The organism is Sphingomonas sp. PAMC 26605 (genome assembly GCF_000241485.1).
Taxonomy (GTDB): Bacteria; Pseudomonadota; Alphaproteobacteria; order Sphingomonadales; family Sphingomonadaceae; genus Sphingomonas.
Window position 1 is genome coordinate 220,542 of sequence record NZ_JH584241.1, and the last position, 14,712, is coordinate 235,253.

General features: G+C 68.2%; 18 protein-coding genes and 1 tRNA gene. 7 read left to right on the forward strand and 12 right to left on the reverse strand.

Annotation, left to right across the window (positions count from 1 at the left end; translation table 11 throughout):
- Positions 1-60 precede the first annotated feature (60 nt).
- The 5 genes from RH90_RS01060 to RH90_RS01080 all read right to left on the reverse strand — a co-directional run bounded on the left by RH90_RS01060 (position 61) and on the right by RH90_RS01080 (position 3,436).
- Positions 61-948, reverse strand: a complete 888-nt coding sequence (locus tag RH90_RS01060; RefSeq protein WP_010183337.1) for an alpha/beta fold hydrolase — start codon at positions 946-948, stop codon at positions 61-63.
- A gap of 121 nt (positions 949-1,069) precedes the next feature.
- A complete protein-coding gene (locus RH90_RS01065; protein WP_010183338.1) occupies positions 1,070-1,972 on the reverse strand; it encodes a pirin family protein in 903 nt (300 codons plus the stop codon).
- Positions 1,969-2,412, reverse strand: coding sequence for an NUDIX hydrolase (locus tag RH90_RS01070; protein ID WP_010183339.1), 444 nt, complete (start codon positions 2,410-2,412; stop codon positions 1,969-1,971). Before RH90_RS01070 ends, RH90_RS01065 begins: the two co-directional genes overlap by 4 nt.
- Complete coding sequence (locus RH90_RS01075; protein ID WP_010183340.1) at positions 2,409-3,125, reverse strand: glutathione S-transferase; 717 nt, start codon at positions 3,123-3,125, stop codon at positions 2,409-2,411. Before RH90_RS01075 ends, RH90_RS01070 begins: the two co-directional genes overlap by 4 nt.
- Positions 3,122-3,436, reverse strand: a complete 315-nt coding sequence (locus RH90_RS01080; protein ID WP_010183341.1) for a BolA family protein — start codon at positions 3,434-3,436, stop codon at positions 3,122-3,124. Before RH90_RS01080 ends, RH90_RS01075 begins: the two co-directional genes overlap by 4 nt.
- 39 nt (positions 3,437-3,475) lie before the next feature.
- Between RH90_RS01080 and RH90_RS01085 the strand changes: the two genes are divergently transcribed.
- Positions 3,476-4,093: a J domain-containing protein gene (locus RH90_RS01085; protein WP_010183342.1), complete on the forward strand. Its 618-nt coding sequence runs from the start codon at positions 3,476-3,478 to the stop codon at positions 4,091-4,093.
- Between the two features lie 161 nt (positions 4,094-4,254).
- Positions 4,255-4,560: an endonuclease domain-containing protein gene (locus RH90_RS01090; RefSeq protein WP_332306553.1), complete on the forward strand. Its 306-nt coding sequence runs from the start codon at positions 4,255-4,257 to the stop codon at positions 4,558-4,560.
- 49 nt (positions 4,561-4,609) lie between these two features.
- On the opposite strand, the gene RH90_RS01095 is transcribed toward RH90_RS01090, so the two are convergent.
- From RH90_RS01095 to RH90_RS01110, 4 genes are all read right to left on the reverse strand, one after another.
- A complete protein-coding gene (locus RH90_RS01095) occupies positions 4,610-5,083 on the reverse strand; it encodes an SRPBCC family protein (protein WP_010183344.1) in 474 nt (157 codons plus the stop codon).
- A gap of 87 nt (positions 5,084-5,170) precedes the next feature.
- Positions 5,171-5,956, reverse strand: coding sequence for a VOC family protein (locus RH90_RS01100; RefSeq protein WP_010183345.1), 786 nt, complete (start codon positions 5,954-5,956; stop codon positions 5,171-5,173).
- A 16-nt stretch (positions 5,957-5,972) separates the two neighbouring features.
- A complete protein-coding gene (locus RH90_RS01105; RefSeq protein WP_010183346.1) occupies positions 5,973-6,326 on the reverse strand; it encodes a DUF1428 domain-containing protein in 354 nt (117 codons plus the stop codon).
- Between the two features lie 22 nt (positions 6,327-6,348).
- Entirely contained in the window at positions 6,349-6,780 is a 432-nt protein-coding gene (locus tag RH90_RS01110; protein WP_010183347.1) for a VOC family protein, read from the reverse strand.
- 74 nt (positions 6,781-6,854) lie between these two features.
- Between RH90_RS01110 and RH90_RS01115 the strand changes: the two genes are divergently transcribed.
- The 4 genes from RH90_RS01115 to mce are packed head-to-tail and all read left to right on the forward strand — an operon-like array spanning position 6,855 to position 9,608.
- On the forward strand, positions 6,855-7,547 hold the full coding sequence (locus RH90_RS01115; RefSeq protein ID WP_029624938.1) for a winged helix-turn-helix transcriptional regulator: 693 nt from the start codon (positions 6,855-6,857) through the stop codon (positions 7,545-7,547).
- A gap of 32 nt (positions 7,548-7,579) precedes the next feature.
- Positions 7,580-8,602 (forward strand): cobaltochelatase subunit CobS, encoded by a 1,023-nt coding sequence (gene cobS, locus RH90_RS01120; protein ID WP_010183349.1) that lies wholly within the window; start codon positions 7,580-7,582, stop codon positions 8,600-8,602.
- Positions 8,599-9,156 carry a hypothetical protein gene (locus tag RH90_RS01125; protein WP_010183350.1) on the forward strand — a complete coding sequence of 186 codons (558 nt, stop codon included), beginning with the start codon at positions 8,599-8,601 and terminating at the stop codon, positions 9,154-9,156. The genes cobS and RH90_RS01125 overlap by 4 nt, the downstream gene beginning before the upstream one ends.
- An 11-nt stretch (positions 9,157-9,167) precedes the next feature.
- Positions 9,168-9,608, forward strand: coding sequence for a methylmalonyl-CoA epimerase (gene mce, locus RH90_RS01130; protein ID WP_010183351.1), 441 nt, complete (start codon positions 9,168-9,170; stop codon positions 9,606-9,608).
- Positions 9,609-9,631: 23 nt separating this feature from the next.
- Here mce and RH90_RS01135 read toward each other — a convergent pair.
- From RH90_RS01135 to RH90_RS01145, 3 genes are all read right to left on the reverse strand, one after another.
- Positions 9,632-9,708: transfer RNA gene (locus RH90_RS01135), tRNA-Trp, on the reverse strand.
- A gap of 47 nt (positions 9,709-9,755) precedes the next feature.
- On the reverse strand, positions 9,756-12,116 hold the full coding sequence (locus tag RH90_RS01140) for a putative bifunctional diguanylate cyclase/phosphodiesterase (RefSeq protein WP_037492947.1): 2,361 nt from the start codon (positions 12,114-12,116) through the stop codon (positions 9,756-9,758).
- Between the two features lie 104 nt (positions 12,117-12,220).
- Complete coding sequence (locus RH90_RS01145) at positions 12,221-14,002, reverse strand: fatty acyl-AMP ligase (RefSeq protein WP_010183353.1); 1,782 nt, start codon at positions 14,000-14,002, stop codon at positions 12,221-12,223.
- A gap of 182 nt (positions 14,003-14,184) precedes the next feature.
- Between RH90_RS01145 and RH90_RS01150 the strand changes: the two genes are divergently transcribed.
- Positions 14,185-14,679, forward strand: coding sequence for a RecX family transcriptional regulator (locus RH90_RS01150; protein WP_010183354.1), 495 nt, complete (start codon positions 14,185-14,187; stop codon positions 14,677-14,679).
- Positions 14,680-14,712 lie beyond the last annotated feature (33 nt).

Sequence of the window (14,712 nt, forward strand, 5' to 3'; positions counted from 1 at the left end):
CCTCCACCACCAGCCTGAAGGAGGCTGGCGGTCCCCCTCCCCCGGTTCCCGGGGGAGGATTTAGGCGGCTTCCCACTCTTTGATCGCGGCCACCACCGCGTCGGGATTCTCCCACGGCACGAAATGCCCGGCATCGACCTTCACCACCGTCAGATCGGGCACCAGCGTGTCGAGCCCCTCGAGCTGGCTCGGCAACAGTGCGGCGTCGCCAAGGCCCCACACCACCAGCGTCGGCTGCGTCACCGGCGGGAACGCGCCGTCGAGGAACGCCGGCCGGGCGGGCGTCTCGTCCATCGCCGGAACGAGGATCGGGCTCGCGCGGTACCAGTTGAGCATCGCGGTCATCGCGCCGGGTTGCGCCCATTGGTCGAGATAGACGGGCTTTTCGTCGGCGATCCGCGCGAGATCGGTGTGGCGCGCGAAGCTGGTGTCGAAGAAGGCCGGGAGCCCGATGCTGTCGATATAGGTCTCGAAGCCGGGGTTGCGGAAGGCGGTGATGTACTGGCTCGCCTCGCGCTGCGCCATGTCGTCGAACAAGGTGCGCTGGAAGACGAACGGGTGCGGTGCGTTGACGATCACGAGGCGGGTGATCCGCGTCGGGTGCTGCAGCGCCGCCATCCAGGCGATCGCGCCGCCCCAGTCGTGGCCGACGAGCGTGAAGGTCGCGAGCCCGAAATGGTCGGCGAGCGCGAGTAGGTCGGCGACCATCTTGTCGGGGGTGTAGTCGCCGATCTCGGCGGGCTTGGACGAGCGGGCGAAGCCGCGCTGGTCGGGGGCGATGACGAAATGATCCTGGCTGAGCTGCGGGATGACGTGGCGCCAGGTGCGGTGCGATTCGGGGAAGCCGTGGAGCAGGATGATCGGCGGGTGCTCGGGCGAGCCGGCGGTGGCGACGTCGAGCTCGACGCCTGTCGGGAGGGCGATTCGGTCCAGGGTGAAGTCGGTCATTGTAATACTCCCCTCCCGCTTGCGGGAGGGGTCGGGGGTGGGCGCCCGGCCTCCACGTGCGGTTCGTTTCGATAGCGCGAGCCCACCCCCAGCCCCTCCCGCAAGCGGGAGGGGAGAGGCATTACGGATAGCTTACCGTCTTTGGTACAGCCGGAATCGGGATCCACTCCTTGTCGTCGCCCGGCACCTTCGGGAATTCCCCGGCGGTCCACGCCCGCTTGGCTTCGTCGATCCGCTCGCGGCGCGAGGAGACGAAGTTCCACCACACGTGGCGCGGCGTGGTGAAGGCCTCGCCGCCGCACAGCATAGCGCGCGCACCCGTCGTCGAGCGGAGCGTCGCGGTGGTGCCGGGCTTGAGCACGTAGAGCGTCATCGGTTCGAGCGGCATGCCGTCGAGCGTCGCCTCGCCGAGCGCGATGTAGAGCGCGCGCTCGTCGGCTTCCGCATCGATCGGGATCGACCCGCCCGCGTCGAGGACCACGTCGGCGTAGATCGTGTCGGCATAGGTCGTGGTCGGCGCGGCGGCGCCCCAGAGACTCCCCATCACGATCCGCGCGCGCGCGTTCGACACCTCGACCGTCGGCAGATCGGCGCGCGCGACATGTTCGAACGCCGGGGCCATTTCCTCGTCGCGCTCGGGCATGGCGAGCCAGGTCTGGATCCCCGACAGCTCGGGCCCGGTCGCGCGCTCGGCCTCGGGCGAGCGTTCGGAATGGACGATGCCGTGGCCCGCGGTCATCAGATTGACCGCGCCGGGCTCGATCACCACGTCGCTGCCGAGCGAATCGCGGTGGCCGAGCGCGCCGCCGAACAGATAGGTGACGGTCGACAGATTGATGTGCGGATGCGGGCGCACGTCGATTCCTTCGCCCATGCCGAGCCGCGACGGGCCCATCTGGTCGAAGAAGATGAAGGGTCCCACCATCGTGCGTGGCCGCGACGGCAGCGTGCGATGCACCTTGAAGCCGCCGAGATCGTGCGTCACCGGGGTGATCGTCTGCAGGATGAGATCGTCGTTGGTCATGCGGGGCGCTCCAGCGCGTCGAGGATCGCGGGCAGATCCTCGGGAAAATAGGGTTCGGTCGCCGCGGCGAGATCGGCGCGCGTGAACCAGTGGAAGCGCGTCATCACGCGCTGTTCGAGTTCGGTGTGGCCGCTCGTGTCGACCGCGTCATGGGGCGCGCGGACCAGGAAATAGCGCTCGTCGGCGCTGACCTCGACACCCTCGATCGTCAGGAACTCGACATGGCGTTGCAGCACTTGCGGACCGCAATCCATATCGAGCCCGGTTTCCTCGCGCAGTTCGCGACGCGCGGCTTGCTCGTAGCTCTCGCCCGGATCGACCGCGCCGCCCGGCGTGCACCAGAAAGGCGGGCGATCGTCGGGATCGAAGCGGAACAGCAGCACGCGATCCGCCTCGTCGAGCAGCAGGATGCGCGCCGCGGGGCGCAGGGCGCGGCTCATGCCGCGTCGAGCTCGGGATAGTGGCGGAAGATGCCGTCGGTGTTGAACGCCAGCCGGCGCTCGCTTTTCAGATACGCGCGGATACCGGGAAGATCAGCGACGCGGTCGTGAAGGCCGGCCACGCCGGGATAGGCCTGCTCGATCGTCGCCATCCGCTTGGGGAACATGTAGCGCAGCCCCTCGACCAGCTGGAACAGCGAGGTGTCGCCATAGCTCCAGCGCTCACCGAGCAGCCACTCGCCGGGATTGGCGTTCGCCGCGCGCTCGAAATAGCCGAGGAACTTGGGGATGCGATCTTTGCGGAAGGCGGCGGCGGCGATCAGCGCGGCGTCCTTCTGATCCTCGTAATAGGCATTGCCGTCGAGCGGGTGATGGACGTTGTGCACCTCGGCGACCATGTCGGCGATCGTCAGCTGGAGCTGGTTGAGCCACAGCCGGTCGGCGATCCCCGATGCGCCGATCTGGTGCTGGTCGCCGAGGTAGAGCAGGATGGTGGCGACCTGCGCGATCACCATGCCGTCGCGCTCGAGATAGGGCGGGGCGAAGGGCCCGCGCGTGTCGGCGCGCTGCTCCATATCGTCGAGCAGCGCATCGACGCCGTGCGCGCGCGCGCAATCGTCATAGCCGATCCCCGCGGCCTCGAGCGCGAGCCGGACGAATTCGCCGCGGCCCTGCAGATCGGGCCAATACCAGAGCTTGTAGCGCGCGCTCATTCGCCCGGCGCTCGCGCGCGGATCGCCAGCGCGTGGATGCGATCGCGCAGCAGGTCGGCAAGCGCGGAGTTGACGAGGCGTTGACGCTGGACGCGCGACACGCCGACAAAGGCGGCCGAGACGATGTCGACGCTGAAATGCGATTCGCCGGTGCCGTCATCGCCGAGATGGCCGGCGTGCTGCGCGCTGTCGTTCGACACCTCGAGCGTGGTGGGGGCGAGCGCGGCGACGAGGCGCGCACGGATTTCCTCGACGAGCGGAGGCAGGTTCGCGGGGGGAATCGGGGCGGGGGCGGTGGCGGGGTCGGTCATCGCGCCTATATAGGCCGCTTTTGCAGTTGAGGGAGCCGCGTGGCGCGCGAAGACGACAAGAAAGACGCGCGGGAGCGGCCCGCCCCGCGTTTCCACGGCCGGGTCGAAGGCAGCGGGCGCGTGTGCGAAGAGCCGGGATGCGACGAAGCCGGCGAGTTCCGCGCGCCGGCGGGCGATGCGCCGCGCTTCGGCGGCGACGGGCCGCGGCCGTATCGCTGGTTCTGCCTCGATCATGTGCGGGCGTTCAACGCGCGCTACAATTTCTTCACGGGGATGAGCGCCGAGGAGATCCACGCGCAGCAGCGGCCCTTCGCCGGGTGGGAGCGCGAGACGCGCGCCTTTGCGCATTCGGGTGCCGACGTGCCGCCGAAATGGGGCGATTTTAGCGATCCGCTCGATGCGATCGGCGCGCGCTTCCGGCGCGCGGCCGAGCCGGCGCGCAAGGACGGGCGGCCCTTGTCGGAGGTCGACCGGCGCTCGCTCAAGGTGCTCGGGCTGGCGGCGGATGTCGACCGGCGGGGGTTGCGCGAGCGCTATGCCGAACTGGTGCGCAGATATCATCCCGATCGCAATGGTGGGGATCGGACTTTCGAGACCAAGCTGCAGGAGGTGATCGCGGCGTACACGCAGCTCAAGGGCGCGCCGGCGTTCGCTTGAGTAAACTGCCGTGAAACGATGATATCCTCCCCCGGGAACCGGGGGAGGGGGACCATGAGCATCCAGCGAATGGTGGAGGGGGGCGACGCGTGCGGTTAAAGGGCGCCAGCGGAGCTCGCCTCAACGCCAAGACATTGCGGAGGACGCTATCGCTGCCCGAGGTGCTGCTGTGGCAGGTCCTGCGCACGCGTCCTGGCGGTTACCGTTTTCGCAGGCAGGCGCCGGCGGGGAGCTATGTCCTCGACTTCTACTGCGCCCCCGCGCGGCTCGCGATTGAGGTCGATGGCGAGGCGCATTCGCGGGGGGATCGGCCGGTGCGGGATGCGGCGCGCGATGCCTGGTTGAAGGAGCGTGAGGTGGCAGTGCTGCGGGTGCGGGCTGCGGATGTGTTGCGCGATCTGGAGGCGGTGGTGCGGCGGATCCTTGCGGAAGTCGGCGCGCGTGTCCCCCCTCCACCACCAGCCTGAAGAAGGCTGGCGGTCCCCCTCCCCCGCGTTGCGGGGGAGGATTTTGAGGTCAGGCGATGCGTTTTGCTACTTCCTCCAACTGTTCCGCGACCGTGCCCCAGCCCTGAAGGAAACCCATTTCCGCGTGCTGCGCCTTGGCTTCGGCGGTCCAGTGGTGCGCCGAGGCGGTGTAGCGCGTCTTGCCGTCCTCGTCGGCGAAGGCGAGCACGCCGACGATGAACGGACCGGCGGGGATCCACCCGGCGGTGAAGGCATCGGTAAAGACGACGCGCTCGAGCGGCACGATTTCGAGGAACACGCCTTCCTGTGGCGCTTCCTCGCCATTGGGACCGCGCATGATCATCGCCGAGCGGCCGCCGGGGCGCAAATCCTGCGCGACGATCTCGACGGTCCAGGGCCGCGGGCACCACCATTCGGCGAGGTGATCGGTCCAGGCGCGCCATACCGCCGCGCGCGGCGCGTCGATCAGGCGGGTGATGCTGAGCGTATGCGTTCCGCCATCGTTCGGCGCGGGCAGGGGCATCGTGTTCTCCTTCGAGGATCAAGCGCGCGGGGGCGCCGAATCGATATCGGGCCGGCAAGCCCGCGCGGCCGGCCTTGCCGATCGCCCTCATCCCCCGGCGGCTTCGCCCGGGCCGACCACGCCGAACACCACGCCGTGCGGATCGCTCGCGACGATGATCCGGTCCCCGCCGGGGACGTCCTGCGGGCCCATCAGCACGCTGCCGCCCGCCGCGGCGACCCTGGACGCGGCCGCCACGATATCGGGCGCGCGGAAATAGAAGCGCCAGCCGGGCGCGGGGCCTTCGCCGCCATGCCGCATCGTCGCGCCGAAGGTCTGGTCGCCGACGGCGATGAAGCGGTACTCGCCCATCGGGCCCATCGGCATCACGTCGGGATAGGACCAGCCGAAAACGCTGCGGTAGAACGTGTCGGCGGCGTCCTGGTCGGGGGAGATCAGTTCGTTCCAGTTGCACTTGCCCATGCCGGTGCGCTCGTACGCGGTGCTGTCTTCGTCGCTGTCGCCGCGCATGATGTAGAAGGGGATGCCCTGCGGATCGGCGACCACCGCCATGCGGCCGACGCCCGGCATGCTCCACGGGCCCATATGCACCGCGCCGCCTGCCGCCGTGATCGCCGCGGCGCTCGCATCGACGTCATCGACGCCGATGTAGAAGAGCCAACCGGGTTTGGCCCCGCCGGCGGCCATTTCGTCGGTGAGCCGCATGACGCCGCCGACCAGACCGTGCCCGGTATCGATCATGCGATAGTCCATCCCACCCGCCGGTTCGGCCTCGACCGTCCAGCCGATGACATGATCGTAGAACGCCTTCGATGCGGCGGGGTCGCTGCTCTGCAACTCGTACCAGATCGGGGTGCCGTGTGGGTTGGTCATCGTCCTCTCCTGTCGCTCAGCTGGTCAGTTCGAGCACGGGGGCGAACCCGCCATAGATCAGGCGACGGCCGTCGAACGGCGGCTGCTCGGCCATCATCCGCGGGTCCGCGCGCATCTTCTGCCCGGCGGCGTCGCGCGTCGCCTTGTCAGGCCATTCGATCCACGAAAAGACCACCGTCTCCTCGGGGCTGGCGCCGACCGCGCGCGCGAAATCGGTGGTGGTGCCGGCGGGCACGTCGTCGCCCCAGCATTCCATCACGCGCAAGGCGCCATATTGGAGGAAGATCGCATCGATCGTTCGGGCATGGGCGAGGAATTCCGCCTTGCGCTGCGTCGGCACGGGGATCACGAAACCGTCGACATAGGGCATCGCTTCGGTCCTATCGGGAGGATCAGGCAGCCTCGGCGGTGGCCGGCGGGCCGTTCGCGGCGGCGGCGGGGTCCATCCAGAACGGGCCGAAGCCGTGGCCGTCGAGATCCCAGAAAGCGCGGCTGTACATGAAGCCCTCGTCCTCGGGCCCGTGCGCCTCGCGTCCGCCCGCGGCGACCGCCGCCTCGGCGATCGCATCGACTTCGGCACGGCTGTCGAACCCGAGCGCGAACACGGCCGCGCTGGTCGCCTGCGTGTCGGCGATCGGTTTGCGGGACAGTGTCGCGTAGAAATCCTTCGCCGCGACCATCACGGTGATCGAGTCGGACCAGACCAGGCATGCGCCCTGCGCGTTGCTGAATTGCGGATTCCGGACGAAGCCGATCGCCTCGTAGAAAGCGGTCGAGGCGGCGACACCGGCGACGGGAAGGGTGATGAAGATCGTGCGGGGCATCGTGTGACTCCTGCAGCTGCGATTGCGCGAATCGGCGATTGCAGAAATGCGCCTTTCGGTTATTAAAAGCAACCATGAAGTTATCAAAAGTTACCGAACGCGACGACGGCAGTGCGAAGCGCTGGTACGACGATGCCTGCGGCACTGCCCTGGCGATGGAGCTGGTCGGCGAGCGCTGGTCGTTGCTGATCGTGCGCGAGCTGATGTTCGGGCCGCGTCGCTTTGGGGAACTGCGTGCGGGATTGGCCGGGATCAGCGCCAATGTGCTGACGCAGCGGCTCGAAAGCATGGAGCGCGTCGGCATCCTGCAGCGGCGCAAGCTCGCGCCGCCCGCCTCGGTCCAGGTCTATGAGCTGACGCAATGGGGCTATTCGGCCGAGGTGGCGATTCAGGAGCTCGGGCGCTGGGCGGTGCAATCGGCGCTGCACGATCCGACGCTGCCGTTCAGCGCGGCCTCGGCGATGCTGTCGTTCCGCACGATGATCGACCGCAGCCGCTCCGGTGCGTTCGATGCGCAGGTCGGGTTCCGCTTCGGCAGCGAGGGCTTCGTCGCAACAGTCGATGCGCAAGGCATCGCGATTCGCCGCGGCGAGCCCGAGGGCGCGGTGGTGTTCGCGACCGACCCGCCGACGCTGGCGTCGATCGTCTATGGCGGCCGTCCGATCGCCGACGCCGAGGCGGCGGGCGTGCTGACGCTGAGCGGCGATCGCGCGCTCGCCGAGCGATTCGTCACCTTGTTTCCGCTGCCGCCCAAGCTCGGTTCTTGAGTCTGCGCCCGACCTTGGCCTAAGGCTGGCACATGACCGAGATTCCCAACACCCAGCCCGACAGCCGCGAGACGACGATCCTCGACGCGCCCGACCAGATGAAGAAGGTCCGCGACCTGTTCGGGATCGATTCGGACATGCAGGTCCCCGCGTTCAGCGAGGCCGACGAGCGCGTTCCCGACCTCGACCCGGCCTATGTGTTCGACCAGGACACGACGCTGGCGATCTGCGCGGGCTTCGCGTTCAACCGCCGCGTGATGGTGCAGGGCTATCACGGCACCGGCAAGTCGACCCACATCGAGCAGATCGCGGCGCGGCTCAACTGGCCGTGCATCCGCATCAACCTCGACGCGCATATCAGCCGGATCGATCTCGTCGGGCGCGATGCGATCGTCTTGAAGGACGGCCAGCAGGTCACCGAATTCCGCGAGGGGCTGCTGCCCTGGGCGCTGCAGACGCCGACCGCTTTGGTGTTCGACGAATATGACGCGGGCCGCCCCGACGTGATGTTCGTGATCCAGCGCGTGCTCGAGACCGAGGGCAAGCTGACGCTGCTCGACCAGAACCGCGTGATCCGCCCGAACCCGTTCTTCCGCCTGTTCGCCACCGCCAACACGGTGGGCTTGGGCGATACGTCGGGCCTGTATCACGGCACGCAGCAGATCAACCAGGGGCAGATGGACCGCTGGAACATCGTCGTCACGCTCAACTATCTGCCCGCCGCGGTCGAGGCGCGGATCGTGCTCGCCAAGTCGGGCGAATACGACCAGCCCGAGGGCAAACGCCAAGTCGACAACATGGTGCGCGTCGCCGATCTGACGCGCCGCGGCTTCGTCAACGGCGACATCTCGACCGTGATGAGCCCGCGCACCGTCATCACCTGGGCGCAGAACACGCTGATCTTCGGCGATGTCGGTTTCGCCTTCCGCCTGTCGTTCCTCAACAAGTGCGACGAGACCGAGCGCAGCCTGGTCGCCGAATATTATCAGCGCGTGTTCGGCAAGGATCTCCCCGAAAGCGTCGTCGCCGCGCCCAAGACCGGCGCAAAGGCATGATCGCGGCGCTGCTCCTGCTGAGCCAGGCGGCAGCGCCCGCCGCCGCTGCGACGCCCGCCCCCTGGGCGGTGCAGGCGCGCCCGAGCGGCAAGACGATCGCGACGTCGAGCTCGGCCTGGTCGAGCGACAACAGCGCGCGGCTGGTGGTGCGCTGCGACACGACCGGCGACAGGGTCGTCTCGCTGCAGTTCATTCCCAAGGCGGGCTTCGTCGCCGCGCTGCCGCGGCCGGTGTCGATCAACGTCGACGACGGCGGGTGGTTCGGCACCAACTGGCAGTTCCCGGGAAGCGGCGCGTTCATCAGCGACGATGTCGTCGTGACCAACCTCACGACGATGATCGCGGCCGGCAAGTCGATCCGCGTCCGCGTGATCGATCCCGACAACAAGCCGGTCGATGCGGTGTTCGCCGGCCCGGGCCCCGCGCCGATCCGCCAGGTGCTCGCCGCGTGCGGCTATGAGCTCGGCAAGGCCCCGGCGCGCGCAGGTGTGCCCGTGAAGCCCGCGCCGACCGATCCGGCGGCGAAGAAGGCCCCCGACCCCGACGAAGAATAAGGCCCGTTGCGATGAACAGCCCCGCCGCCGCCGCGACCCCGCTCGGTCGCCTCAACCATGTCGGCGTCGCGACGCCGTCGATCGAACGCTCGGTCGCGCTGTACCGCGATTTGCTCGGCGCAACGCGGATCGGCGAACCGTTCGATCTGCCGGCGCAAGGGGTCAAGGTGTGCTTCATCGACACGCCCAACACGCAGATCGAGCTGATCGAGCCGTATGACGAGAGTTCGCCGATCGCGGGGTTCCTGCGCAAGAATCCGGCGGGTGGCCAGCATCACGTCTGTTTCGAAGTGCCCGACATCCATGGCGCGGTCGCCGATCTCACGGCCAAGGGCGCGACCGTGCTCGGCGCGCCGCGGATCGGCGCGCATGGCACGCTGATCGTCTTCATCCATCCCAAGGACATGGGCGGGCTGCTCGTCGAACTGATGGAAACGCCTGCGCACGACTGATGCGTCGCTAGGCGGAAGGAACCTGGCAGGGGAGCTCGGACTCGAACCGAGGGCCTTCGGTTTTGGAGACCGACGCTCTAACCAACTGAGCTACACCCCTATCAGGTGGGCTCGTTTAGCGAGCGCCGACGCGCGCTGCAAGCGCCCTCATGCAGCTTCGCGATTTTGTGCCGCGCGCTGCGCCAGCCCACGTGCTTCGTCGACCGGCAGCGGGCGGCCGAAATAATAGCCCTGCACCTTGGTGCAGCCGAGCGCCTGCACCATGACATGCTCCTCCTCGGTCTCGACCCCCTCGGCGGTGGTCGCCATGCCGAGGCTCTGCGCGAGCGCCACCACCGCACGGATGATCGCGATCGCCTCGGGCACCTTCTTCGAGGCGCCGATGACGAAGCTGCGGTCGATCTTGATCGTCGTGAAGCGCGTCCGGCTGAGATAGCCGAGCGAGGAATAGCCCGTACCGAAATCGTCGAGGCTGAGCCGCACGCCGAGCGCGAGGATCCGCTCGAGCACCTTCACCGCGCCGGTATCGTCGCGCAGGAAGACGCTCTCGGTCACTTCGAGCTCGAGTCGATGCGCGGACAACCCGCTGTTCGCGAGCGCCGAGCCGACCACCGCGACGAAGCCGGGGTTGAGCAATTGCTCGGGCGAGACGTTGACCGCGATTGGCGTCTCGCCGGGCCATGCCGCCGCTTCGGCGCAGGCCGAGCGCAGCACCCATTCGCCGATCGGGCCGATCAGCCGCGCATCCTCGGCGAGCGGGATGAATTTCGCGGGCGAGATCGCGCCGAGCTCGGGATGCGTCCAGCGCACCAGCGCCTCGAATCCGGTAAGCTGCCCGCTGCCGGCATCGACCACCGGCTGGTAGTTGAGGTGCAGCTCGTTCTGCGCGAGCGCCTTGCGCAACGCCTGTTCGAGCACGCGGCGTTCCTCGGCCGCGACGTGCAGCTGCGGCTCGTAATGGTGGAAGCGCCCGCCGCCGGCATCCTTCGAGCGGTACAAAGCGAGGTCGGCCGAGCGGATCAGCATCTCGGTCGTTCGCCCGTCACGCGGGCCGGTCGCGACGCCGACGCTCGCACCGGTGTAGAGCGTGTGATGGTCGAGATCGTACGGCCGCGCGAGCGCATCGACGATCGTCTGCGCGAGCCGTTCGAGCCGCTGCGTGTCGCTCGCGTCGCGCACCACCACCGCGAATTCGTCGCCGCCGAGCCGGCCGATCACCTCATTGTCGGTCACCAGCGTCGCCAGCCGCTCGGCAACGCGGCCGAGCAGCCGGTCGCCGATCGGATGGCCGAGCGTGTCGTTGACCGCCTTGAAGCGATCGAGATCGATCATCATGAAGGCGCAGCGGCTGCCCCATTTGTCGGCATCGGCCATCGCCTGCGCCAGTGCCTCGTTGATGTAGAGCCGGTTGGGCAGGCCGGTAAGCGTGTCGAAGCGCGCCATGCGGTTGATCTTGTCGGCCGAGGCGCGCTGTTCGGTGACGTCGGCGCCGACCCCGCGAAAGCCGAGAAACGCGCCCTGCTCGTCATAGCGCGGGTTCGCGGCGATCTCGTACCAGCGCTCCTGCTCGGCGACATGGACCGGCAGCACCAATTCGCGAAACGCCTCGCGCGCTTTCAGCTTTTCGGCAAGCGTGCGCAGGCCGGCGGCGAACTTGCCGCTTTCCCACGTCGTCCCGGCGAGCACTTCGAGCAGCGACTTGCCGTTGATCGCGGCGGGATCGAGCCCGACCGACAGCGCGAAGCGCGGCGAGGCGCGCACCACGCGGCGCGCGGCGTCGGTTTCCCACAGCCAGTCGGCGGTCTCGTCCTGCTTAACCTCGCGCAGCAGCAGGCTGACCGTCTCGTCGCGCTCGGCGAGCGCGATCTCGCCGCTGCGGATCAGCACCAGCGCGCGCGCGCGGGTGAAGCAGCCGATCATCAGCAGCGCGGTGAACAAGGCGACCGACGCCGCCAGCACCGGGCCCGCGACCCACAGCACCATCGCCGCAATGGCGAGCCCGAGGATGGCGAGGAAACTCAGCGTGGCGAGCGGCAGCGCCGCCATCGCCACCGCGGACGCGGTCATCAGCACCGACAGCACGATCCAGAGCCCGAGCGCACTCCCGGCATCGGCATGCAAGCCGAAGAGCAGCGGCGGGATCGACCACACCGCCGCGAGCGCGACGCCCTCGATCACGGTGTCGCGCACATCGGCAAGCGTCGCCGCGGTCTGCGCGCGCTGCTTCGCGGCGAGGCGGCGGAAGGTCACCGCGACCGCGATCGCCGCGACCACCGCACCCCAGCAGGCGAGCGCCCAGAGCGGCACATCGCGCTCGAGAATCAGCGTGACGAGCGCCGCGCCGATGACGTTGGTGGCGAGCAGGAACAGCGCGAGCTCGCCGCCGGCATGGACCTGCGCGGCGCGGATCGGCGCCCAGTCGGTCGTATCGGCCGGATCGTACAGCCCGAGCAAGGCTCGCGCGTCGATATGCGGCTTGGCGAATTGGGATGTCGGATCGGTGCTCACGCGCGTGTCATAGCGCAAGGAGCGTTACTGGAAGGTTAGGCGGCGCGCGCTATTCGAGGGGGAGCGTTTGTCGCGCTCCCCCGCTTTACCGCGAAAACGGGAGCTTACGCCGCCAGGTCGTACGGCTTGATGTCGCCGTTGAGATAGAGGTTGCGCGCCTTGGCGCGGCTCAATTTGCCCGAGCTGGTGCGTGGCAGCGTGCGCGGCGGGATCAGCTCGATCACGCAGTTCATGCCGGTCACCGAACGCACGCGCTCGCGAATTTCCTCGCGCAGGCGGACGCGCTCGGCATCGTCCGAGCTGCGGCACTGGACGAGCACCGCGGGGGTTTCCTCACCGCCCGGCGTGGTGATCGCGAAGGCGGCGATGTCGCCGGCCTTGAAGCCGGGGAGCTGCTCGACCGCCCATTCGATATCCTGCGGCCAGTGGTTGCGGCCGTTGATGATGATCATGTCTTTCGCGCGGCCGACGATGTAGACATAGCCGTCGCTGAGATAGCCCATGTCGCCGGTGTCGAGCCAGCCATTGACGAGGCAGGCGTCGGTCGAGGCCTGGTCGCGGAAGTACCCCACCATCACCGAAGGCCCCGAGCACCACAATTTGCCGATCGCACGCTCGGGGAGCGGCGTGCCGTCTTCCTCGCGGATCTCGACCTTCATGTCGCGTACCGGCTTGCCGCAATTGACGATCGCGCGGTAGCGCTGCGGCCGGTCCTGGCCGGCCGCGACGCCCGAGAGCTGGGTTTCCTCGACGAGTTCGACGCGAATGCCCTCCGCGGGGGGCATGATCGACACGGCGAGCGTCGCCTCGGCGAGGCCGTAGCTCGGCAGGAACGCGCTCGCCTTGAAGCCGGCATCGGCGAAGGCGTCGACGAAGCATTGCATCACGTCGGGGCGGATCATGTCGGCGCCGTTGCCGGCGAGCCGCCAGCGCGACAGGTCGAAGCGCTCGCTCGCCTTGGTCTGCGACGACATGCGGCGCGCGCAGATGTCATAGCCGAAGGTCGGCGAGTAACTGATCGAGGTGCCCGGATTGCGGCTGATCATGTCGAGCCAGGCGAGCGGACGCCGCGCGAAATCCTCGGTCTTGAGGTAATCGGTCGAGACCTGATTGGCGACCGGCGAGAGGAAACAGCCGACGAGGCCCATGTCGTGATACCAGGGCAGCCACGAGACGCAGCGGTCGCTGTCGATCAGCTGCATGCCGAAGGCGTGCGCGGCGAGATTGTTGAGCAAAGCGTGATGCGTGATCGCGACGCCGTGCGGGAAGCGCGTCGAGCCGCTCGAATATTGCAGATAGGCGATGTCGTCGCCCTTCGCCTGCGGCAGCGCGACGTCGGGCGCGGGACGTTCGGCGAGCTCGGCCCAGTCGACCCCGGTGACCTTGGCGGCCGCCGCGGCATCGGCCCCCATTTGCGCGAGCTCGGGCGGATAGATCAGCAGCAGCGGATCGCAGCTCGCGAGCTGGACGCGGAGCTGTTCGATATAGGATTCGCGGCCGCCGAACGAGGTCGGCAGCGGCAGCGGGACGGGCCAGGCGCCGGCATAAATCACGCCGAAGAACAGAGCGGCGAATTCGGGGCTGGTTTCGGCGACCACGGCGATGCGGTCAGCGGGCGCGATCCCGGCGGCGATCAGCCGGCGCGCCATGGCGAGCGCATCGGCGCGCAGTTCGGAAAACGGATAGGCGCGCGACAACGTCCCGCGCGCATCGTGAAAATTGAGCCCGCGTTGCCCGCTTGCCGCATAATCGAGCGCTGCCCCCAGCGTCTCGAAATCGGCGAAGCGCCGCGTAAGCGCGTCCTCGGTCGGCGTGGCGCGCAGCGCCGGGGAAATTGCCCCGTCGCGCCGATCGCTTGCCTGGATGTTGAAATCGTTGGAATTCATTGGTCGTTGCGCCCTTGATCGCGGCGTTCTGCTCGGGCCGCGCCGCTATGTCTTACCTTCGGCACGCACCCCTGCTTATGCCAAGCGTTCAAAATCGGGGCGGACTATGGCACAATGATGGCGCCATGCGTGAACCAGCCTCGAAACGATCCACTCGCAAGGAGATACGCGTGCCGCCGCCATTGGATGCGGCGGCGCTGGAACGGCTCGCGCTGCGCTATGTCGAGCGTTTTGCGACGACGCGTGCTCGGTTGACGGCGTATCTGCGGCGCAAGCTGCGCGAACGCGGCTGGGACGGCGGATCGGTCGATCCCGAAGCGCTCGCCGAAAAGCTCGCCGAGCTGGGCTATATCGACGATCGCGCGTTCGGCGAAGCCCGCGCTGCGGCGATGGGGCGGCGCGGGCTCGGCAAGCGTCGCGTCACCGGCGCGCTGCACCACGACGGGATCGACGAGGTCGACAGCGCGGCGATCGTCCCCGCGGTCGAGGAACGTGCGGTCGAGACCGCGCTGGCTTTCGCACGACGCAAGCGCATCGGGCCCTTCGCCCAAGTCGCGGCCGAGCGTGCGGTGCGCGAAAAGCAGATCGCCGCGATGCTCCGCGCCGGTCATGACTTCGCGCTTGCGCGCCGGATCGTTGCGATGGCGCCCAATGAAATCTTCGATACTTTTAGTTAATAAAACTGTATAACCCAAATAAAAGTACCGCAG